The sequence below is a fragment of the Rathayibacter sp. YIM 133350 genome (genome assembly GCF_037404875.1).
Lineage (GTDB): Bacteria > Actinomycetota > Actinomycetes > Actinomycetales > Microbacteriaceae > Orlajensenia.
Genome location: NZ_JBBELO010000012.1, coordinates 24,961 through 45,116, shown reverse-complemented (window position 1 = coordinate 45,116; position 20,156 = coordinate 24,961). Strand labels below are relative to the sequence as shown.

Genomic DNA, 20,156 nt, shown 5'->3' with positions numbered 1-20,156 from the left:
GGCATGGCACGCGCACGCATCGACGAAGCGGCCGGCATGGGCGCGCTGCGTTCGTGGGCCGACGCCGCGGAAGCCGCGCCACGCGACGTGCGCGCGCTCGCGGTTCGCTTCACGCTGCAGGCGCTCGCCGACCGCGCGCCGGGCAACACCGTCGAGATGCGGGTGCCGCCGTTCGGCGCCGTGCAGTGCATCGCCGGCCCCCGGCACACACGAGGCACCCCGCCGAACGTCATCGAGACGGATGCCGCGACCTGGCTGGAGCTCGCGACCGGGCGGCTGGCGTGGGCGGAGGCCACCGCATCCGGATCGGTGCACGCCTCTGGCCTTCGGGCGAACCTGGAGGGCCTGCTTCCGCTCGTGCGCGTGTGAGGGCGACGCGTCTGGGGACGATCCCGCCGGTTTTCGACTGCCTGACCGAAAAGCGAGGAGATTCCGAAAAGCGAGGGATCTCTCCGGTTCGCCGGGCGTGTCGCGTTCTGAACCGGCGTGTCGCTCCGAATCGCCTCGCTTTTCGGAATCTCCTCGCTCTTCCGAAGGGACGCGAGGGACAGGTCGACGTTCGCGTCGATGGGACAATGGAGGGGTGAGTACTCCCGATGCCGACGGCCGCGGCTTTCCGCCGTCTGATCCTGCGCGTTCGAGTGCCGACGCGCGTGAGGTGAATCCGGATGCCGCCGCCGGCGACGCTCGAGCGCAGGACGCCGACGTGCCTCCGCAAGACGGCGAGGCCGTGCTGATCGACGAGGGTGAAGTCGTCGAGACCGATCGCGAGGAGGCCGTCGTGCGACGCTCGCCGCGGTACTGGCGGTTCATGGGCCTCGGCGCGATTCTCGGGGTCGTGATCGCCCTCGTGCTGACTTTCGCGTTCCCGGCCAACGACGCCTACAACGTGGGTCAGGTGTTCGGGTTCCTGGTGCTGTTCCTGGGCGTGGTCGGCCTCGCGCTCGGTGGTCTCGTCGCTGTAGTGCTCGACCGGCGTTACGCCAAGCGCGCTCGCCGCATGACGGTGGAGCACAGCTCGACGCGTCCGCTCAACTGAGTCGCCTCGCGCGGAGCCGGAGTTTCGCGCCGGAGCCGGCGGCGCGGCCCCAAGCTCAGCGAGCGGTGCCCTCCCAAGGCCACCCGGCCGTTCCCTGAGCCCGCCGAAAAGCTCCGCCCGCCTACGAGAGCTGCGTGCGCTCCACCCAGTCCAGGTACTCCGGCGTCACCGTGCCCGTCACGTACTCGCCCGTGAAGCACGAGAGGTCGAGGCTCGTGACGTCGCTGCCCTGGGTGATGGCCGAACTGAGGTCGGCGACCTCCTGATAGATCATGCTGTCGGCGCCGAGTTCCGTCGCGATCTCGGGAATCTTGCGCCCGTGGGCGACGAGTTCCGTGCGTGAGGGCATGTTGATGCCGTACACGTGGGGATACCGCACCGGGGGCGCCGCCGAGGTGAAGGTCACCTTGTTCGCGCCGGCGGCGCGGGCCATCTCCACGATCTCCTTCGACGTCGTGCCGCGCACGATCGAGTCGTCGACGATGAGCACGTTCTTACCCTTGAACTCGGTGCCCATGGCGTTCAGCTTCTGCCGGACGCTCTTCTTGCGCTGCGCCTGCCCGGGCATGATGAACGTGCGCCCGATGTAGCGGTTCTTGTAGAACCCCTCGCGGTATTCGATGCCGAGCTTGCGCGCCACCTGCATCGCGGCGGGTCGGGAGGAGTCGGGGATGGGCATGACGACGTCGATGTCGCCCTTGTCCATGTGGGCCGCGATGGTGTCGGCGAGCCGGTCGCCCATGCGAAGCCGGGCCTCGTAGACCGAGATGCCGTTCATGATGGAGTCGGGCCGGGCCAGGTAGACGTACTCGAACGAGCACGGCACCAACTGCGAGTTCTGCGCGCACTGGCGGGTGAACAGCTCGCCTCCGAGCGAGATGAAGACCGCCTCGCCCGGGGCGACGTCGCGCACGATCTCGTAGTCGCCGTTCTCGAGCACGAGCGACTCGGATGCCACGATGTACTCGTCCTTGCCGGCATCCGTCACGCGCTTGCCGAGGATGAGGGGCCGGATGCCGTACGGGTCGCGGAAGGCGAGCAGGCCGTGGCCGGCGATGAGCGCGATGACCGCGTACGACCCCTCGACCCGCTCGTGCACCTGCGTGACGGCCGAGAAGATCTGGTCGGGGTCGAGCTCGAGGCTCGTGATCTGGCCCTGCAGCTCGGTGGCGAGCACGTTCAGCAGCATCTCGGTGTCGGATGCGGAGTTCACGTGACGGCGATCGATGCGGAAGAGGTCGTCGGAGAGCTCGCGCGTATTCGTGAGGTTGCCGTTGTGCACGAGGATGATGCCGTACGGCGCGTTCACGTAGAAGGGCTGTGCCTCCTCCTCACGCTCCGCCGCGCCCTTGGTGGTGTAGCGCACGTGCCCCAGGCCCATGTTGCCGAGCAGCGAGCGCATGTCGCGCGTTCGGAACGCCTCGCGCACCTGGCCCTTGGCCTTGTGCATGTGGAAGGTCGAGCCGTCGGCGGTCGCGATGCCGGTGGAGTCCTGTCCGCGGTGCTGGAGAAGGAGAAGGCTGTCGTAGATCTGCTGATTGGCCGCCTCTGTCGAGACGAGTCCGACGATGCCGCACATGCGAGCGTTGACTCCTGAAGGGCTGGGGTGCTCGGCCCGAGCGGACCGTTGACAGTCTCCCATACCCGACCCTGCGCATCGGCTGCACGCGGGCGGCGGATGCGCAGCCGCCGAGCGTCACTTCCGGTCGCGTCGCGGGCCGCATCTGTGCCGTCGTGCTCCACTTCGGTCGGCAGCCCCGGAGGGTCAGTAGCGCGACGGCGTCTCGAGTACGGCGAGGGTGCAGCGCGAGATGCAGACGAGCTTCTCGTCGGCGTTCGTGATGCGCACCTCCCAGACCTGGGTCGTGCGTCCGCGCGAGAGGGGCTTGGCGACACCGTGCACCCACCCGTCGGCGACCGGGCGCACGTGGTTGGCGTTGATCTCCATGCCCACGCAGTAGTACTTCTCCGTGTCGACGGTGAAGGTCGATCCCCAACTGGCGAGCGTCTCGGCGAAGGCGACGGATGCCCCGCCGTGCAGAACGCCGCCCGGCTGCCGGGTGCGCTCGTCCACGGGCATGCGGCCGTAGAGGGCGTCGTCATCGAGGCGCTCGAGCTCGATGCCGAGCGTGCGGATGAGGGTGGGAGCGCTGCGCTCCATCGCGCGGGCGAGGTCGATCTCGCCGAACCAGATGGCCATGCAGCGAGTGTACGGCCGGGCGGAGCAGGCCTCAGGCGATCTCGGCGATGATCGGGTGGATGGCGGTGTTGAACGCGGCTGCGTCGGTGCGCAGCGCATCCGTCACCGCCACGGTGAGCGACCCGATCCACCACACGCCCCGTTCGGCGAGCGGCAGAACCTGCACGTTCAACTCGAAGGAGTGCGCCCTCCGGCCCACCTCGCGCTCGTGCTCGGCGATGGTGCCGGCATAGGCGCGGTAGGAGTCGGCGGACTTCGCGATGGAGGCCTGGGCATACGTGTCGTGCGCCTTGCGCGCCCAGGTCATCGCCTCCGCGCTGAGCGGACGCACCGCGGCCTCGAGGTCTTCGGCGCCCGACACGGGCAGTGCGAGCGCCGTGTCGTACCCGTCGATCAGCTGCAGCGGAACCGGCGAGGGATGCGCCTCGGGCTCCACCGTCATCGCCCACCAGTCGCGCCACTGCCGCTCGAGCCGGTCTTGGGCATCCACGTCACGAGGCGTGCGCGCGGGCAGCGTGACCCCGCGCAGCGGTGGCAGGTGAGCCGGCGAGGCGATGCCGAGCGACTGGCGCAGCCACAGCACGAGGAGCACGGGAATGCTGGCATCCTCGCGAATCATCCACGACGGCTGGCTGTCGGCCCGCATAGGAGAATTCTACGGCCGACGCGCGACATTACGGGGGTCTACCGGGCACGATGACCGCGGGATGCGGCGCCTGTCTCGCCGACTACCCTTGAGACGTGAGCGCGAACTCCTCCTATGCAGCCGCCGGCGTCGACACCGCGGCCGGCGACCGGGCCGTCGAGCTGATGAAGGCCGCGGTCGCCAAGACCCACGGCCCCTCCGTGCTGGGTGGAGTGGGCGGCTTCGCGGGACTCTTCGACGTCTCGTCCCTCACCTCCTACAAGCGGCCGCTGCTGGCCACGTCGACCGACGGCGTCGGCACCAAGGTCGCCATCGCCCAGGCGATCGACAAGCACGACACGATCGGACAGGATCTGGTCGGCATGGTCGTCGACGACATCATCGTCGTCGGCGCGACACCGCTGTTCATGACCGACTACATCGCCTGCGGGCGGGTGGTGCCCGAGCGCATCGCCGCCATCGTCGGCGGCATCGCGCAAGCCTGCAGCGAGACCGGCACTGCTCTCGTCGGCGGCGAGACGGCCGAGCATCCGGGTCTGATGGGTGCCGACGACTACGACGTCGCCGGAGCGGCCGTCGGCGCCGTCGAGGCCGATGCGGTGCTCGGCGCCGAGCGGGTGGGGCACGGTGATGTCGTCCTCGGCATGGCCTCCTCCGGCCTGCATTCCAACGGGTTCTCACTCGTGCGCCACATCCTGGGCGAGAAGGGCATCGGCTACACCGACGCGCTGCCCGAGTTCGGCGGCCCTGTGGGCGAGGCGCTCCTGGAGCCGACGCGCCTGTACACCGGACCGCTCGTTCGCCTGCTCGCCGACCCGACGCTCGGCGGTGCGGTGCATGCATTGAGCCACGTCACCGGTGGGGGCATCGCGGCGAACCTCGCCCGCGTGCTGCCCCTCGGCTCGTGGGTCGAGCTGGAGCGCTCGAGCTGGTCGCCGACTGCCGTGTTCCGCGTGCTGAGCGAGCTCGCCAACACCTCGCTGGAGAGTTCCGAGGGCACCTGGAACCTCGGGGTGGGCATGTTCGCGGTCGTGGCTCCGGATGCCGCGGCCGGGATCGTCTCGGCGCTGCAGGCGGAGGGCATCCACGCGTGGGAGGCCGGCCGCATCTCGACCGCCGAGCACGACACCAGCGGCTTCGTCCAGGGTGAGAAGGGCGTGAACGGCGGCGCCGTCAGGCTCGTCGGTCGCTACGCGGACTGAGCGATGACCGCTGGTGCGCCCAAGCGCCGCAGCGTGCGCGTGCCATGGCGTCCCGCCGTCGTCGCGATGTCGGCCGTGCTGCTGACGCTCGCCACCGTACTGCTGATCGACCCGGAACTCGGCCCGGCCGTGCTCGGCATCGCCATGACTGCCTCGCTCGCGCGCAGTCAGCTCGAACGCGATCGTCGCGGTCGGCTCGAAGCCGGAGTGGCGCTGCCGATCATCGGAATCGCCGCCTCCGGCATCGGCTCCGCCCTCGTTCACGCGCCGTGGCTGGGAGCCGGACTCTACGTCGTCGGCCTGACGGTGTCCGTCCTGCTACGCATCCCCGGCGGAGTGTGGCGACGTATCGGCGGCCTGCTCGCCATCCCCTTCGTCGCGTTGCTCATCGCACCCGGCGGCCACAGCGACCGGTTCGGCCCGTTGGGAGCGCTGCTCATCCCCATCGCGGTCGGGGTCGTCGCCTGGGTGTGGGTCACCATCAGCCAGGTGTGCGCTCGACGGTTGGGACTGCTGGGGCCTCCGCCTGCGTCGGCCGCGCAATCCGCGATGGCATCGCCGGCAGGCGGGGCGAGAGCATCGCGGCTGCGGCCGAGGGCCACCATCCGCCTGGCCATGCAGATGGCGGTGTCGGTGTCCGCTGCCTTCATCGTGGGTCTGCTGGCCTTCCCCGACCGTTGGTCGTGGATCGTCATCACCACCGTCATCGTCGTCGTCGGCAACCGTGGGCGCGCCGACGTGCTGCAGAAGGCGGCCCATCGGGTGGTCGGCGCGGCGGCGGGCACGGTGCTGGTCTTCCTTCTCGCGCTGAATGCCGATGCGGCGCCGGGTCTCGCCATCGCCGGGGCGTTGGCAGCGGTCTTCGCCGGACTACTGCTGCGGGATCTCGGCTACGCCTGGTGGGCCGCCGCCGTCACCGTGGCGCTCGCGATCGTGCAGCAGCTGGGCGGTGCACCGCCGTTCCGGCTCGTGGAACGGTGGGAGGAGATCGTCCTGGGTGCGCTGATCGCCGTGCTCCCGGCCCTGGTGCTCCTCCCCATCCGGTCGTCGGGGGTCGTGCGGCTGCGGATCGGGGCGGTGCTCGCGGCGATTTCGCAGCACCTGACGCAACCGTCAGCCGAGAACCTGGCTGCCGTCGGCGCGGCATGCCGCGAGCTGCAGGCGGTCGCCGGGCCGTACGACGACCTGCGTCGGCTCACCCGGGGCAGGGTCGCCGGGCCGGCGCAGTGGATTCCCCTCACCCTTGAAAGTGCTCGACTCGCGAGCCGTGAGCCGAGGAGTGGCGACGACGGACCAGCAGCGCGTCGGGCCATCGGCTCGGCCCGCCTGGCGCTGCGCGATCCGGAAACGCTCACCGACGCCCTCATCGCCGCCCGCGACGCTCTGAGCGACTGACTCCAGCGGGCACAGGTCGTCTCGCGAGGAATGCGGATCAGCGGCCGAAGGTCGAACTCAGGCGCGCTTGGGCTCGTCTTCGGCGGCGTAGTGGTCCACGTAGTCATCGGGGTCGTACTCCGGCCACTTGGCGAGGTCTTCATCCAGGCGCTCATCGCCGTGGCTCAACTCCCGCTCCAGGGCACTGTAATTGGTGTCCGGGCTGAAGTACTTGAGCTCGCGAGCAACCTTGGTGTGCTTCGCTTTTTGACGGCCGCGCCCCATGCGAGACCCCCTCACGATGACTGGCCGGCGGCGCGATGCGCACACCGGCGTGTGAACCGGTAATGAAAACTTCGGATTAGTTTAGCATGATGGGCTGGAGCGCCCAGGGCACGGCTCACAGCGCCACATGTTGGGATATGGGGCGTTATGGCAATCGAGCGGACCAGGGTCGTGATCATCGGCGCGGGTCAGGCGGGCCTGTCCGTCGCCTATTACCTGCGGCGCTTCGAATTGGCCCCTGGCAGCGATTTCATCGTCTACGACCGCGGTCCGAGTGCCGGTGGCGCCTGGCAGCACCGCTGGGAGGCGTTGAAGCTCGGCAGTGCGCATCGGGTGAACGACCTCCCGGGCATGGCCGAGATGGGACTCTCGTTCGAGACTGCCGACCGCGACTGGCCGGCGCGCGACATCGTGGCCGCCTACTACGGCAGTTACGAGCAGTACTACCAGCTGAACGTGCAGCGGCCCGTCTCGGTGACCGGCGTCGAGAACCGGGGCGCCGATCTCATCCTGCGCCACAGCCGCGGCAGTACGATCACCCAGTTCCTCGTGAACGCCACCGGAACCTGGGGCTCGCCGTTCGTGCCGTATTACCCCGGCATGCGCGACTTCCGCGGCTCTCATGTGCACACCGCCGACTACGTCTCGGCCGAGCAGTTCCGCGGCCAGAACGTGATCGTCGTCGGGGGAGGCACGTCGGCGATCGGCTTCATGCTCGAGCTGGAAGGGGTCGCCGCCTCGCAGCAGTGGGTGTCGCGGCGCCCCATCGACTGGATCGATTCGGAGCACCTCGACCTCGAGGGCGCATCCGCCGCCGTCGCGATGCAGGACGAGGCGGCGCGATCCGGGCGCGCCCTTCCGAGCATCGTGAGCGGAACGGGTGTGCCGAAGTCGCGTCGCATCGCCGCAGGCATCCAGCGGGGGCTGCTCGTGGCCAGGCCGATGTTCGACCGCATCGAGCCCGACGGCGTGCGATGGGACGACGGCAGCTTCGCCCCCGCGGATGCCATCATCTGGGCAACGGGATTCCGGCCGGAGCTGCGACACCTGGGGCCGCTGCGGCTGCGCGAGAAGGCCGGCGGAATCAGCGTGGGCAACGGCGCGTCGTGGACGGATCCCCGCATCTTCCTCGCCGGCTACGGGCCGCAGGCCTCCACGATCGGGGCGCAGCGGGCCGGGCGCATGATCGCCCGTCAGATCGTCTCGATGCTCTGAGGCCGAGCTGCCGATCAGCGCAGCAGCAGGTACGCGCCCCCAGCGGCGGCGAACCCGAGCGCGAGATTGACGAGCACGTTCAACACGGCGGCGCGCCAGCGCCCGCCGTCGAGCAGCTCGATGCTCTCGACGCTCCAGGTGCTGAAGGTCGTGAGCCCGCCGCACAGGCCGCTGAGGATGACGTACTTCCAGTCCGCCGAGACGGCTGCGCGCCCCGCGAGCGCCAGGATTCCTCCGCCGATCCCCGAACCGACCACGTTTGCGACGAGCACTCCCCACGGCAGGTGACCGCGCCGAACCGGCAACCGGTAGGCCAGGAGAAAGCGGGCGACGGCACCGAACGACCCGCCGAGCAGCGCACCCACGACCGCGAGCACGCTCATAGCGTGCGGCCCGCATCGTCGATGGAATGCGGCATGCGCCGGTGCGCCTGGCGCGAGCCGACGGCGAGCCCCAGAGCAGCGGCGGCGAATCCGACGACGAGCGAGGCGGCCAGGTAGGCGGCCGCGCCGGCCCCGGCATCCGACGCGCCCATGTCGATGACGGAGACGACCATGGCCGAGAACGTCGTGTAGGAGCCGAGTACCCCGGCGCCGAGTCCGGCCCGAAGCCAGGAGGGCACGTGGGGGCGCTTCCAGATGCCCCCGACGAGCCAGCCCAGGGCGAGCGCTCCGGACACATTGATGAGAAGGGTCGCCCACGGGAAGTCGGCGCCGGCGTGCGGAAGGACCGCGTCGATCGCCAGGCGGATGCCGGTGCCCACCAGGCCGCCGACGGCCACGGCACTCACCGAGCGCCCCAGGCCCTGTCGGGCGGGGGACGCAGGGGCGGGAGTCACTCGGCCATCGTAGAACCGCTGGGGCGCCCCCGTGTTACTTGCGCTTGCGGCGCCGCGACGACGACGGCCGCGAGACCGCGGGAGGCGCACCGACCGTGACCGTTGCGGCGCCGGCCTTGGCAGGCGGGGGAATCGGCAACGGACGCCGGGCGGCCGGCCGCACGGGCTCGCCGCGCCGGTCCTGACCGGGAAGGGGCCGAGAGCGGCGGCCGTAGATGAGCGTGGAGGAGTCGAGCAGCCACGGCACGAGCGCGATCGTCACGCCGTGCACGAGCATGAGCTTCTGACGGATGCGACGGGCCTTGTGGTTGTGCAGCAGGGTCTCCCACCAGTGGCCCACGATGTACTGCGGCATGTAGATGGTCGTCACCTCGGAGCCGTGCTCGGCACGCCGGCCCTTGATGTGCGCGATGAGGGGGTAGCTGATGTCGCGGTAGGGCGAACGCACGATGCGCAGCGGCACCTGGATGTTCATCGCCGCCCATTCCTTCTTGAGGTGCTTGGTCTCCGCATCGTCGATGGAGACGTGGACGGCCTCGAGGCTCTCGTGACGTGCGGCGATGGCGTAGTCCAAGGCCTTGAGCACCGGCTTCTGCATCTTGCCCACGAGCACGATGGCGTGATCGCCCTGCGAGCCGAAGGTGGTCGTCGGATCAACCTCCACCTCCTTGGCCACGTCGCGGTAGTAGCGGTTCACCCCGAGCATGAGCGTGAACAGGATCGGCATCATCACGAAGACGATCCAGGCACCGTGCTGGAACTTCGTGATCGTGACGACGACGAGCACGACGGCCGTCATGGCCGCACCGAGCGAATTGATGGTGAGGCTCTTGATGATCGAAGCCCTGTGGGCGCCCGGCTTTCGCAGCTCACGGAGCCAGTGGCGCACCATGCCCGACTGGCCGAGGGTGAACGAGACGAACACGCCGATGATGTAGAGCTGGATGAGCACGGTGAGGTTCGCCTGGAAGACGAGCAGGATGAACACGGCCGCCAAGGCGAGCAGCAGCACGCCGTTGGAGTAGATGAGGCGGTCGCCGCGGGTGGAGAGCGACTTGGGGGCGTAGCCGTCTTTGGCGAGCACGGACCCGAGCAGCGGGAAGCCGTTGAACGCGGTGTTCGCCGCGAGCAGCAGCACGAGCGCCGTCGCCGCCTGGATGACGAAGAAGAAGAAGGTGTTGTTGCCGAACACCGCCGCGGCCACCTGCGCCATGAGTGAGCGCTGCGGGTCGGTCGCGCACTGCGCCCAGCCCACGAGGTCGCAGGGGTTCTCGGCGTAGTGCACACCCGAGAACAGGGCGATCACGGTGAGGCCGGCGAACAGTCCGATCGCGATGCCGCCCATGAGAAGCAGCGTGCGCTGGGCGTTCTTGACCTTCGGCTGGCGGAAGGCGGGAACGCCGTTCGCGATGGCCTCCACGCCCGTCAAGGCCGAGCATCCGCTTGCGAAGGAGCGCAGCAGGAGCAGCACGATGGCCGCCTGCGTCATCTGCTCGGCCTTCACCTCATAGCCGGCGCTCTCGGCGACGGGCACGTCACCCGCGAAGATGCGGGCGGCGCCGACGATGACCATGAGCGCGACGCTGCCGATGAAGACGTACGTGGGAATGGCGAAGGCCTTGCTCGACTCGCTCACGCCGCGCAGGTTGATGGCGGCGAGCACGATGACGAAGCCGACGGCCAGTTCCACCCGGAACCCAGCCAGCCCCGGGATGGCGGAGATGATGTTGTCGACGCCGGATGCGACCGACACGACGACGGTCATCACGTAGTCCACGAGAAGGGCGGATGCGACGACGAGTCCGGCCTTCTCGCCGAGGTTCTTGTGGGCGACCTCGTAGTCGCCGCCGCCGGAGGGATAGGCCTTCACGAGCTGCCGGTACGACATCACGACGGTGATGAGCAGCACCACGACGGCGGCGGCCACCCACGGTGCGAAGGTGAGGAACGAGAGCCCGCCGACGAGCAGGATCATCATGAGTTCCTGCGGCGCGTAGGCCACGGACGAGAGCGGATCGCTCGCGAAGATCGGCAGCGCGAGGTACTTGGGCAGCAGCTGTCCCTCGAGGTGCTCGCTGGAGAGCGGCTCGCCGATGATCCAGTGTTTCGGCGACTTCAATTCGGGTGGGGGTGCTGCGACCCCGTCATTTGCCACGAGGGACTAACCTACTCGCGCGCGTAACGCTGTCAAGCTGGGATTGATTCCCCTCGGGTTCACTTCTCCGGTCGATTTGCCACTTCTGGTGGGATCAAGGGGCGTCGAACCCACCAGAAGTGGCAAATCGGCGAGGATCAGGCCTGGGGCAGGGAGGCGAGGAATTCCGCCCGCACCCGGTCCAGCTGCTCGCGCAGCGCATCGACGCTCGCGCTGTTCACCTGTCCGCGCGCCGCCTGCAGGCGCAGGTCGGTGCGCAGCTGCTGGCGGAACTGGTTGATCACGACCTCCGCGTCCTGAACGGCACGGTTCGAGTCCTGCTGTGTGTTCGGCGAGGACTCGGCCGGGCGAGCGGACCGCTTGGCGTCGCGGGCGGCGCTCGCGAGATCGGCGCGCAGGCTCTTCATCGCCGCGGTCACGCCGGAGCGTACCTCATCGGCGAGCCGGCGCACGGAGTCGGTCAACTCGTCTTCGATCGCGTCGAGTTCGTGCCCGCGCTCCGCGAGCTCGGCCCGGCCGGCATCGGTGATGAAGTAGGTGGTCTTGCGTCCGTCGCTCTGCTTGGTCACCAGCCCCTCCTCCTCGAGCTTGGCGAGTCGCGGGTAGATGGTGCCCGCGCTCGGGCTGTAGGTGCCGCCGAAGCGGTCGCTCAATGCCTGGATGAGCTCGTAGCCGTGCCGCGGCGCCTCCGAGAGCAGGCTCAGCAGGTAGAGGCGCAGGTTGCCGTGGGCGAAGACGGGCGGGGTCATTCGGCGCTCCTCTCGCTTGCGGATGCCTCGTGCCGTTCGGCCACGCGCCGCACGACGGACACGTTGCCCGACACGGAGTTCGCCTGAACGTCGGTCCAGACGCCGTCGAGTTCGCCGATCACGCGCTCGAACCCCTTGCCCATGGTGCCCCGCATGCTCAGGTCGTCGAGCTGGATGGTGCCCGAGATGGTGTTGAGCCGGTAGCGCGCACCCGCGCCCTGCAGCATCCGCACGGTGAGCGCGCCCGAGACGGTGTTCGTGACGATCTCGTGCGGCACCGCGGTGGAATCGAGCACCATGTTGCCGGTGACGCCGTCGGCCGAGAACTTGCTCACCTCTCCGCTCGCGGTGATGTCGCCGGAGACGGTGTTCGCGCGGATGGCGCCCACGTGGTTGCCGACGCTCAGCTCGCCGCTGACCGTGTTGACCTCGACGTCGCCGGTGAGGTGATCGGCGACGATGTCGCCGGAGACGGAGTTCAGGCGGGCATCGCTCGTGAAGCCCGACACCAGGGCCTCGGCCGAGACGACGCCGAGCTTGATGGCCACATCGCGCGGGGCGAGGATCGACACCTCGGCCTTGGCGTGACCCGTGAAGCCCTTGAAGGCGTCGATCCAGTTGTCCCAACGTAGTTGCGGGTGGTCGATGCTCAGGCGGTCGCCGTCGATCTCGATCTTCAGGTCCTTGCCCGAGACCGAGGTGACCTCCACCCGTGCACCGGGCTCGTCATGGGCGATCACGTTGACGCGTCCGCCGATGAGGCTCACCTTGAGTGCGCGCACCTGCTCGAGGTCGATGACCTTGGTCTGCCCGGGCGTGATGATCCACTTCTCGATTGCCATGCGTTCTCTCCTCGCTGCTCGCGCCGGCTCCTGTGGAGCACTCGCGATATATCGCATTGGCGCAGTATCACGATATATCGCGTTGGCGCATTCCGCAAGTGCCCCTGGAGAGCGATTCGGATGACTGCTTGACCTTGCCGCAACGTCAACCTTTAGCGTGGGAAACACAACGACGGAAGGGAGAGGAATGGACTGGTCGATTCAGGAGATCGCGCGCCGTGCGGGTACGACGAGCCGCACCCTGCGTCACTACGGTGACGAGGGCCTGCTCTCGCCGACCCGCATCGGAACCAACGGCTACCGCTACTACGACGAGCGGGCGCTGGTTCGGCTGCAGCGCATCCTGCTGCTGAGGGAGCTCGGTCTCGGCTTGCCTGCCATCGCCCAGGTGCTCGACGCCCAGGAGGATGCCGGCGAGGCGCTGCGCACCCACCTCGCGTGGTTGCGCGGCGAGCAGGAGCGGCTGAGGCGGCAGGTCGCCTCGGTCGAGGGAACGATACGAACACTGGAGGGAGGTGGACAACTCATGGCAGAGAACATGTTCGACGGCTTCGATCACACGCAGTACCGCGACGAGGTGGAGCAGCGCTGGGGAAAGGATGCGTACGCGCGCAGCGACGCCTGGTGGCGCTCGAAATCGGAGGCGGAGAAGAAGGACTGGCAGGCGCGACAGGAGCAGCTGAGCAGCGACTGGATGGCGGCGGCGGAGCGGGGCATCGACCCCTCCGGCGACGAGGCTCAGGCGCTCGCCGCCCGGCACGCCGACTGGCTCGGCTCGATCCCGGGAACGCCGGGGAGCGAGGGCGGACGGCCGACGAAGGCGTACTTCATCGGCCTGGGCGAGATGTACGTGGCCGATGAACGCTTCGCGGCGAACTACGGCGGTCCTGTCGGCGCCGCGTTCGTACGCGATGCGATGCGCGTCTACGCCGAGCGGTCCCTCTAAGGGGACTCGGTTCAGGCGGCGACCGCTGCCCCGGATGCTCCGGGCACGGTCGCCGCCTGCTTCGGCGGCAGGCGCAGGGCGAACCGGGGGAGGGTGAGCTGGCACAGCGGCCCGATGAGCAGGGCGAAAGCGAGCGTGCCGATGCCGACGTTGCCGCCGAGCAGCCAGCCGAGAAGCACGACGGTTCCCTCGATGCCGGTGCGCACGATCCAGATCTTCCATCCCGTGCGGCGGTGCAGTCCCGTCATGAGGCCATCGCGCGGGCCCGGCCCGAACTGCGCGCCCACGTAGAGCCCCGTCGCCACGGCGAGCAGCAGCAGCCCCGCCACGAAGGATGCGATGCGGGCCGCCAGGGGCATGTCGGCGGGGATGAGGGCGAGGCCCACGTCGGCGGCCGGTCCGATGAGCAGTGCGTTGAGCACGGTTCCGACCCCGGGCCATTGCCGCAGGGGGATCCACAACAGCAGCACGAGCGCGCTCGTGATCACGACGACCGTTCCGAAGCTCAGCCCCGTGTGCAGAACGATCCCCTGGCTCAGCACGTCCCACGGGGCGGCGCCGATCTGGCCGCGCACGATGAGGGCGATCGCGATGCCGTAGAGGAAGAGGCCGACGAGCAGGTGCAGGAAGCGGCGCGGGCGTCGCCTCGCGGTCACGAAGGTGGGGAAGGCCATGGCACGAGCCAATCGCGAATTGGCCTTTCGCGATAGAGCCAATCGGCCTAAAGTGGCCTGATGACGGGATCACCGCTCTCTGCGCGTGCACTCGAGGACCTGCTCGGCGAGTGGCGGGATGCCGCAGCGCCGGCCTACCAAGCGCTCGCCGACCGCATCCGTCTGCTCGTGCTCGACGGCCGTATCGGCATCGATCGTCGCCTGCCCGCCGAACGGGAACTCGCCGAGCGGCTGCGGCTCAGCCGCACCACGGTGACGGCGGCATACGCCGCGCTCCGCGAGTCGGGATTCGCCTCCAGCCGCCGGGGGTCGGGCACCCTCGCCTGCCTGCCTGGTTCGAGCCCCGCGGCCCTGGCGATCGTCGGGGGCGGTCTGCTCGACTTCAGCAAGGCGGCGCTTCCGGCGGCGCCGCAACTTGCCGAGGCCGCCGTTCGCGCCGCCGCCGAGTTGCCCCGCCACCTCGGCGGGAGCGGGTTCGACCCGATCGGGCTGCCTGACCTGCGGGCCGCCATCGCCGCGCGCTACGGCGTTCGGGGGCTGCCCACCGACCCCGAGCAGATCATGGTGACGATCGGGGCACAGCACGCCATCGCGCTCATCTGCCGGGTGCTGCTCGGCCGCGGCGATCGCGTGCTCATCGAGCAGCCCAGCTATCCGCACGCGTACGAAGCGGTTCGGCAGGCCGGCGCACGCCTCGTTCCCGTCTCCGTGACCTCCGACGAAGGATGGGACGAGCAACAGCTCGTCGGCGGCATCCGTGCGACGAGCCCCGCGATGGGGTACCTCATGCCCGACTTCCACAATCCGACAGGACGCTCCATGCCGGCCGGCCAACGCGAGCGGATGCTCGCCGCCGCCGCGCGCCAGGGCACCGTGATCGTGGCCGACGAAACCACGGCGGAACTCGACATCGACCGCACGGGCGAGCTGCTTCCCTTGGCGGCGTATGGGCCCGCGGTGCTCATCGGCTCGGTCGGCAAGACGGTCTGGGGCGGGGTGCGCATCGGCTGGATCCGTGCCGAGCGCTCTCTCATCCGCAAGCTCGTCGCGGCCCGATCATCGGGAGACCTCGGAACACCGGTGCTCGAGCAGCTCATCGTGGCCGACCTGCTCGGAGAAGGCTGGTCGGGCATCCTGCGCGAACGCGGCGACGTGCTGCGTCGGGGGCGCGCCGCCGTCGAGACCGCGCTGGCGGCACGGGTTCCGGAGTGGACCGTGCCGCACGTCGACGGCGGACTCTCGACCTGGGTGCACCTCGGGGCGCCGCTGAGCTCGCAGCTGGCCCTCGCCGCGCGCACGCAGGGCCTGCTCGTGGCTGCCGGGCCGCGGTTCGGGGCCGAGGGGGCGTTCGAGCGCTTTCTGCGCGTGCCGATCGGCTACAGCACCGAGGAGATCGACCGGGCCGCCGATGCCCTGGCGCGGTCATGGCAGGGGCTCGTGCGCAACCCGATGCCCGACACGGGGTTCCTGGCCGACGTGGTCTGAGCCGGCCGCACCATCCGTTCACCGGGGCGTCGCCCGGCAGACAGCCCTCGGCCATCGAACGGTCCTGAGGCACCGCCAGTGTGTGGCCAGACCGCCCTCGACGCTGGAGTCCGCCCGATCATGCCCGCACCCCGTGCCCGTACCGTCGCCGCGTTCGCGGCATCCGCTCTCGCCGCCTGCGCCCTCGCCGTGACTCCGCTCGCCGCGAGCGCGGCACCGGATGCGGCCCCGGTCTTCTTCGATCGCACAGCCACCTACCCCGTCTACCTCAATGTGCCCGCCGGCGTGGACCCCGCAGCCCCGACGGTGTCGGAGATCTCGACGATCAGCCAGGACGGCTCGACCGTCATCTACACGGATGCGCTCGGCAAGCGCATCGGCTTCGTCGACGTGAGCGATCCCGCCAAGCCGGTCGGTGCGGGCACGGTGGAACTCGGTCAGATCGGGCACGCAGACGACCAGCCGACGTCGGTGGCGACCTACGGCGACTACCTCCTCGTGGTGATCGACGAGACGGGCGGCGACTTCGCGCATCCGTCTGGCCGCCTCGAGGTGCTGCGCGCGAGCGACCACGGCGCCGTGAAGAGCTTCGACCTGGGTGGTCAGCCCGACTCCATCGCCATCAGCAAGGACGGCAAGTACGCGGCCATCGCGATGGAGAATCAGCGCGACGAGGCGTTCGCGCCCACGGGCAAGAAGGCGGGCGACCTGCCGCAGTTGCCGGCCGGCTTCGTGCAGGTGATCGACCTCGCCGCAGACGTGCAGGCGTGGAGCGTGACCCCGGTACCGTTCACGAACCCCGATGGCAGCGCGTTGGGCTCCTTCGTCGCGGCCGGCCTGGACACGCCCGAGGACCCCGAGCCGGAGTACGTGGCCATCAACGGGAACGACAAGCTCGCGGTGACCCTGCAGGAGAACAACGGCGTCGTGATCGTCGACCTCGCATCCAAGGCCATCGACTCCGTGTTCTCGGCGGGCACCGACACTGTCAGCGGGATCGACGTGAAGAAGGACGGCCGCATCGACCTCTCGGGGTCCATCACGAACACGCCCCGCGAGCCCGACTCGATCGCCTGGATCGGCAACGACCACCTCGCCACGGCGAACGAGGGCGACTGGAAGGGCGGAACCCGCGGCTGGACCGTCTTCGACGCCCACACGGGAGCCGTCGCCTGGGATGCAGGAAACAGCTACGAGCGGCTCGCCGACCGACACGGGCTGTACAACAACGACCGTGCGGCGAAGAAGGGCAGCGAGCCCGAGGGTCTCGCCGTCGGAACCTTCGACGGCGTGCCGTATGCGTTCGTCGCGAGCGAGCGCAGCAACTTCGTCGCCGTCTACGACGTGAGCGACCCGACGCATCCGGTCTACAAGCAGCTGCTGTTCACGACGAACGGGCCCGAGGGCATCCTGCCCGTGCCGAGCCGGGGCATGCTCGTGGTCTCGAGCGAGACCGACGACGCCGCCAACGGCGTGCGTGCGGTGGTGAACCTCTACCGACTGGGGAACAGCGATCCCAGCCAGCCGAGCATCGTCTCGGATGAGGACCCGAGGGCTGTCGGCGTCGCGGCCGGCGCACCCATCGGCTGGCAGGCGCTCAGCGCGCTCAGCGCCGACCCGGCCGACCCGAAGACGCTCTACACGGCGAGCGACGTCGCGGTCTCGCCGAGCACGGTGTACACGGTCGACGTGTCGCGTACCCCGGCGCACATCACTCGCGCACTCACCATCACCGACAAGGGCGCCCCCGTCGCACTCGACATCGAGGGCGTCTACGCGCGGCCGGAGGGCGGCTTCTGGCTCGCCATCGAAGGAGTCGACGGACCGTCCAACAAGCTCGTTCGCACGGATGCCGCCGGCGCCATCCAGCAGACGGTCACGCTTCCGGCCGACATCTCGGCGCACATCGGCAAGTGGGGCTTCGAGGGCCTGACGGCGATCGGCACCGGGGAGCACGAGCAGCTGTTCGCCGTCATCCAGCGTCCGCTCTGGACCGACCCGAAGGCCGCGAGCGGCGGCATCGACGGCGACGACGTCACGCGCATCGGACGTTACGACCTGGCGTCGGGCACCTGGACGTGGTTCGGCTACCGTCTCGAGCACACCAGCGTCGCGGGCGACTGGATGGGCCTGTCCGAGATCACGGCCGTGAACGAGAACACCCTCGCGGTGATCGAACGCGACAAGCTCAACGGCCCGCGCGCCGCCGTGAAGCGCATCTACACGGTGCAGGTGCCGACGACGGATGCTGCGGCGGGCTCCTTGCCCATCCTCGACAAGACGCTGGCGATCGACGTGCTGCCGAAGCTGCAGGAGAGCGGCGGGTGGACACAGGAGAAGCTCGAGGGCTTCACGATCGCCGCCGACGGCGCCCTCTACGGGGTGACCGACAACGACGGCCTCGCCAACGCGACCGGTGAGACCGTCTTCCTGCGGCTCGGTGACGCCGCCGACGTCTTCGGAGCGGGACAGCAGCCCGGCGAGGGCGGCGGCCCCGGATCGGGAGGCGGCCAGCCCGGCGATGGACCGCACGGGACCAAGCCCGTGCTCGTTCTCGGATCGACGACGATCGCCGCGGGAGGCCGCATCGTGATCGGCGGAGCGGGCTTCGACGCGGGAGCCCAGGTGCGGTTCGAACTGCATTCGGACCCTGTCGTGCTCGGAACGGCGACGGCCGGCGCGAACGGGGCGTTCATCTTCAACGCCGTCGTGCCATCGACCGTGCCCGCTGGGCCGCACACCCTCGTCGCCATCCTTCCGGATGGGAGCCAGGTCACCGCATCCGTCACCGTGACCGGCACGGCCTCGGCGCAGGCGACTGCACTCGCGCACACAGGCGTGGAGGCGACGGGCCTCGCGCTCGCTGCGCTCGCCGTGCTGCTGCCGGGAATCGTGCTGACGCTCGTGCGTCGCCGCCGCACGGTGCAGTAGGAGGCGGCGGGCCCGTCGCCACCGCAGGGCCCGTCGCGCCCGGGGAGGACCCGCCGCGCTGTATGAGGGGCGGGCCCGTGGCCCGGTGCGAAGCGGGAACTGCGGGACGCTATCCCTTCGCGGCGGCTTTGGCGGCGCGCTTGGTCTCGCGGACTCGTGCGAGGGATTCCGCGTCGACGATGTCGGCTACCGAGCGGAACGCGTCGTCGTCGCCGTAGGCACCGGCGGCCTCGCGCCAGCCGTCGCCGGTGAAGCCGTAGCGCTTGCCGAGAAGGGCGAGGAAGATCTTGGCCTTCTGCTCGCCGAAGCCGGGAAGCTTCTTCAGGCGCTTGAGCACCTCGGGGCCGTCGGGGTCGCCGTCGGTCCAGAGGGCGGCGGCGTCGCCGTGCCAGTCCTGCACGATCGCGGCGGACAGGGCTTGCACCCGCCCCGCCATCGACCCGGGAAAGCGATGCACCGAGGGCGTCTTCTTGAAGACCTCGGCGAATTCCTCCGGGGGGAACCCGGCGATCTTTCCGGCATCCAGGCCGCCGATGCGATCGCGGATCTTGAGCGGGCCGGCGAAGGCGGTCTCCATGGGCACCTGCTGGTCGAGCAGCATGCCGATGATGAGGGCGAGCGGGTCGGTGCTCAGCAGTTCGTCGGCCGCGGCATCTCCGGTGATGTGCAGACTCATAGCCCCATGGTGGCACGCGTCCGGCCCTTCGGCGGGCTCAGGGACTGGGGTTCCCTAAGTGTCGTGAGTCGCTGTTCGCTGAGCTTGTCGAAGCGTGGTGAGTGAGCCTGTGGGTCCAGGCCCTTCGGCAAGCTCAGGGACCGGGCTTTCCGAAGCGTCGTCAGTCGCTGCTCGCTGAGCTTGTCGAAGCGCGGTGCGTCGGTCTGTGGGCGTGGGCCCTTCGACAGGCTCAGGGACCGGGCTTTCCCAAGCGTGATGAGTCGCTGTTCGCTGAGCTTGTCGAAGCGTGGTGAGCCGGTCTGTGCGACCGGGCCCCTCGACAAGCTCAGGGACCGGGCTTTCCGAGATCGGCTCGCCCGTGTTCGCTGAGCTTGTCGAAGCGTGGTGCGGCCGTGTGTGGGTCCGGGCCCTTCGACAGGCTCAGGGACCGGGCTTTCCGAAGCGTCGTCAGTCCCTGCTCGCTGAGCTTGTCGAAGCGTGGTGAGTGAGCCTGTGGGCCCGGGCCCTTCGGCCTCAGGGACCGGGCTTTCCGAAGCGTCGTCAGCCGCTGTGCGCTGAGCTTGTCGAAGCGTGGTGAGTGAGCCTGTGGGTCCGGGCCCTTCGACAGGCTCAGGGACCGGCCTTTCCGAGATCGGCTTGCTCGCTGTTCGCTGAGCTTGTCGAAGCGTGGTGAGTCGGTCTGTGGGGCCGGGCCCTTCGACAAGCTCAGGGACCGGGCTTGCCCGCCTCCGACAAGCCTTACGACCGGCCCGAGGAGAGCTGCAGCGAGGACGGGGCATCGGGGGTCCGGGGGTCGGTGGGCATCTTTGGGCGGGACCCCCGATGCCCCGTCCTCGCGGAAGCGGAAGCGAGACCCCGCGCAGTACCCGACGACGCGGCGGACGACCGAGCACTCACAG

The 20,156-nt window shown here is 69.5% G+C and carries 19 protein-coding genes; 8 read left to right on the top strand and 11 right to left on the bottom strand.

Features of this window, described 5'->3' with window-relative positions:
* Positions 1-3: 3 nt before the first annotated feature.
* A complete protein-coding gene (locus WDJ51_RS02840; protein ID WP_337850919.1) occupies positions 4-369 on the top strand; it encodes a sterol carrier family protein in 366 nt (121 codons plus the stop codon).
* Positions 370-583: 214 nt separating this feature from the next.
* Complete coding sequence (locus tag WDJ51_RS02835; protein ID WP_337850918.1) at positions 584-1,039, top strand: hypothetical protein; 456 nt, start codon at positions 584-586, stop codon at positions 1,037-1,039.
* 121 nt (positions 1,040-1,160) lie between these two features.
* On the opposite strand, the gene purF is transcribed toward WDJ51_RS02835, so the two are convergent.
* The 3 genes from purF to WDJ51_RS02820 form a co-directional block, all read right to left on the bottom strand.
* Positions 1,161-2,618 (bottom strand): amidophosphoribosyltransferase, encoded by a 1,458-nt coding sequence (purF, locus tag WDJ51_RS02830; RefSeq protein ID WP_337850917.1) that lies wholly within the window; start codon positions 2,616-2,618, stop codon positions 1,161-1,163.
* 186 nt (positions 2,619-2,804) lie between these two features.
* Positions 2,805-3,239, bottom strand: coding sequence for a PaaI family thioesterase (locus WDJ51_RS02825; protein WP_337850916.1), 435 nt, complete (start codon positions 3,237-3,239; stop codon positions 2,805-2,807).
* Between the two features lie 31 nt (positions 3,240-3,270).
* Complete coding sequence (locus WDJ51_RS02820) at positions 3,271-3,885, bottom strand: zinc-binding alcohol dehydrogenase (RefSeq protein ID WP_337850915.1); 615 nt, start codon at positions 3,883-3,885, stop codon at positions 3,271-3,273.
* Between the two features lie 95 nt (positions 3,886-3,980).
* Here WDJ51_RS02820 and purM point away from each other — a divergent pair, with 95 nt between their 5' ends.
* Together purM and WDJ51_RS02810 are read left to right on the top strand one after the other, a co-directional pair.
* Positions 3,981-5,087 carry a phosphoribosylformylglycinamidine cyclo-ligase gene (gene purM / locus WDJ51_RS02815; RefSeq protein ID WP_337850914.1) on the top strand — a complete coding sequence of 369 codons (1,107 nt, stop codon included), beginning with the start codon at positions 3,981-3,983 and terminating at the stop codon, positions 5,085-5,087.
* A gap of 3 nt (positions 5,088-5,090) precedes the next feature.
* Entirely contained in the window at positions 5,091-6,482 is a 1,392-nt protein-coding gene (locus WDJ51_RS02810; RefSeq protein ID WP_337850913.1) for an FUSC family protein, read from the top strand.
* A gap of 57 nt (positions 6,483-6,539) precedes the next feature.
* On the opposite strand, the gene WDJ51_RS02805 is transcribed toward WDJ51_RS02810, so the two are convergent.
* Positions 6,540-6,746, bottom strand: coding sequence for a DUF3073 domain-containing protein (locus WDJ51_RS02805; protein WP_337850912.1), 207 nt, complete (start codon positions 6,744-6,746; stop codon positions 6,540-6,542).
* Between the two features lie 147 nt (positions 6,747-6,893).
* On the opposite strand from WDJ51_RS02805, the gene WDJ51_RS02800 reads away from it, so the two are divergent.
* The gene (locus tag WDJ51_RS02800) at positions 6,894-7,961 is read left to right on the top strand and encodes an NAD(P)-binding domain-containing protein (RefSeq protein WP_337850911.1); all 1,068 of its coding nucleotides are present in this window, start codon (positions 6,894-6,896) and stop codon (positions 7,959-7,961) included.
* A gap of 14 nt (positions 7,962-7,975) precedes the next feature.
* Here WDJ51_RS02800 and crcB read toward each other — a convergent pair whose 3' ends face one another.
* The 5 genes from crcB to WDJ51_RS02775 all read right to left on the bottom strand — a co-directional run bounded on the left by crcB (position 7,976) and on the right by WDJ51_RS02775 (position 12,545).
* Entirely contained in the window at positions 7,976-8,344 is a 369-nt protein-coding gene (gene crcB / locus WDJ51_RS02795; RefSeq protein WP_337850910.1) for a fluoride efflux transporter CrcB, read from the bottom strand.
* On the bottom strand, positions 8,341-8,799 hold the full coding sequence (locus WDJ51_RS02790; RefSeq protein WP_337850909.1) for a fluoride efflux transporter FluC: 459 nt from the start codon (positions 8,797-8,799) through the stop codon (positions 8,341-8,343). The genes crcB and WDJ51_RS02790 overlap by 4 nt, the downstream gene beginning before the upstream one ends.
* A gap of 34 nt (positions 8,800-8,833) precedes the next feature.
* Positions 8,834-10,954, bottom strand: coding sequence for an APC family permease (locus WDJ51_RS02785; RefSeq protein WP_337850908.1), 2,121 nt, complete (start codon positions 10,952-10,954; stop codon positions 8,834-8,836).
* Positions 10,955-11,091: 137 nt separating this feature from the next.
* The gene (locus WDJ51_RS02780; RefSeq protein ID WP_337850907.1) at positions 11,092-11,703 is read right to left on the bottom strand and encodes a PadR family transcriptional regulator; all 612 of its coding nucleotides are present in this window, start codon (positions 11,701-11,703) and stop codon (positions 11,092-11,094) included.
* A complete protein-coding gene (locus WDJ51_RS02775) occupies positions 11,700-12,545 on the bottom strand; it encodes a DUF4097 family beta strand repeat-containing protein (protein ID WP_337850906.1) in 846 nt (281 codons plus the stop codon). The genes WDJ51_RS02780 and WDJ51_RS02775 overlap by 4 nt, the downstream gene beginning before the upstream one ends.
* A 187-nt stretch (positions 12,546-12,732) precedes the next feature.
* Between WDJ51_RS02775 and WDJ51_RS02770 the strand changes: the two genes are divergently transcribed.
* A complete protein-coding gene (locus WDJ51_RS02770) occupies positions 12,733-13,491 on the top strand; it encodes a MerR family transcriptional regulator (RefSeq protein ID WP_337850905.1) in 759 nt (252 codons plus the stop codon).
* An 11-nt stretch (positions 13,492-13,502) separates the two neighbouring features.
* Here WDJ51_RS02770 and yczE read toward each other — a convergent pair whose 3' ends face one another.
* The gene (yczE, locus tag WDJ51_RS02765; protein WP_337850904.1) at positions 13,503-14,165 is read right to left on the bottom strand and encodes a membrane protein YczE; all 663 of its coding nucleotides are present in this window, start codon (positions 14,163-14,165) and stop codon (positions 13,503-13,505) included.
* Between the two features lie 60 nt (positions 14,166-14,225).
* Here yczE and yczR point away from each other — a divergent pair, with 60 nt between their 5' ends.
* Positions 14,226-15,650 (top strand): MocR-like transcription factor YczR, encoded by a 1,425-nt coding sequence (gene yczR, locus WDJ51_RS02760; RefSeq protein WP_337850903.1) that lies wholly within the window; start codon positions 14,226-14,228, stop codon positions 15,648-15,650.
* Positions 15,651-15,770: 120 nt separating this feature from the next.
* A complete protein-coding gene (locus WDJ51_RS02755) occupies positions 15,771-18,581 on the top strand; it encodes an esterase-like activity of phytase family protein (protein ID WP_337850902.1) in 2,811 nt (936 codons plus the stop codon).
* A gap of 109 nt (positions 18,582-18,690) precedes the next feature.
* Here WDJ51_RS02755 and WDJ51_RS02750 read toward each other — a convergent pair whose 3' ends face one another.
* Complete coding sequence (locus WDJ51_RS02750) at positions 18,691-19,257, bottom strand: HhH-GPD-type base excision DNA repair protein (RefSeq protein ID WP_337850901.1); 567 nt, start codon at positions 19,255-19,257, stop codon at positions 18,691-18,693.
* Positions 19,258-20,156 lie beyond the last annotated feature (899 nt).

Excerpts from the sequence above, each read along its gene's own strand:
- yczE (WP_337850904.1), bottom strand. The coding sequence starts at position 14,165 with ATGGCCTTCCCCACCTTCGTGACCGCGAGGCGACGCCCGCGCCGCTTC.
- crcB (WP_337850910.1), bottom strand. The coding sequence starts at position 8,344 with ATGAGCGTGCTCGCGGTCGTGGGTGCGCTGCTCGGCGGGTCGTTCGGT.
- yczR (WP_337850903.1), top strand. The coding sequence starts at position 14,226 with ATGACGGGATCACCGCTCTCTGCGCGTGCACTCGAGGACCTGCTCGGC.
- WDJ51_RS02825 (WP_337850916.1), bottom strand. The coding sequence starts at position 3,239 with ATGGCCATCTGGTTCGGCGAGATCGACCTCGCCCGCGCGATGGAGCGC.
- WDJ51_RS02840 (WP_337850919.1), top strand. The coding sequence starts at position 4 with ATGGCACGCGCACGCATCGACGAAGCGGCCGGCATGGGCGCGCTGCGT.
- WDJ51_RS02780 (WP_337850907.1), bottom strand. The coding sequence starts at position 11,703 with ATGACCCCGCCCGTCTTCGCCCACGGCAACCTGCGCCTCTACCTGCTG.
- WDJ51_RS02770 (WP_337850905.1), top strand. The coding sequence starts at position 12,733 with ATGGACTGGTCGATTCAGGAGATCGCGCGCCGTGCGGGTACGACGAGC.
- WDJ51_RS02810 (WP_337850913.1), top strand. The coding sequence starts at position 5,091 with ATGACCGCTGGTGCGCCCAAGCGCCGCAGCGTGCGCGTGCCATGGCGT.
- WDJ51_RS02775 (WP_337850906.1), bottom strand. The coding sequence starts at position 12,545 with ATGGCAATCGAGAAGTGGATCATCACGCCCGGGCAGACCAAGGTCATC.
- WDJ51_RS02820 (WP_337850915.1), bottom strand. The coding sequence starts at position 3,885 with ATGCGGGCCGACAGCCAGCCGTCGTGGATGATTCGCGAGGATGCCAGC.
- WDJ51_RS02805 (WP_337850912.1), bottom strand. The coding sequence starts at position 6,746 with ATGGGGCGCGGCCGTCAAAAAGCGAAGCACACCAAGGTTGCTCGCGAG.
- purF (WP_337850917.1), bottom strand. The coding sequence starts at position 2,618 with ATGTGCGGCATCGTCGGACTCGTCTCGACAGAGGCGGCCAATCAGCAG.
- WDJ51_RS02750 (WP_337850901.1), bottom strand. The coding sequence starts at position 19,257 with ATGAGTCTGCACATCACCGGAGATGCCGCGGCCGACGAACTGCTGAGC.
- WDJ51_RS02755 (WP_337850902.1), top strand. The coding sequence starts at position 15,771 with ATGCCCGCACCCCGTGCCCGTACCGTCGCCGCGTTCGCGGCATCCGCT.
- WDJ51_RS02800 (WP_337850911.1), top strand. The coding sequence starts at position 6,894 with ATGGCAATCGAGCGGACCAGGGTCGTGATCATCGGCGCGGGTCAGGCG.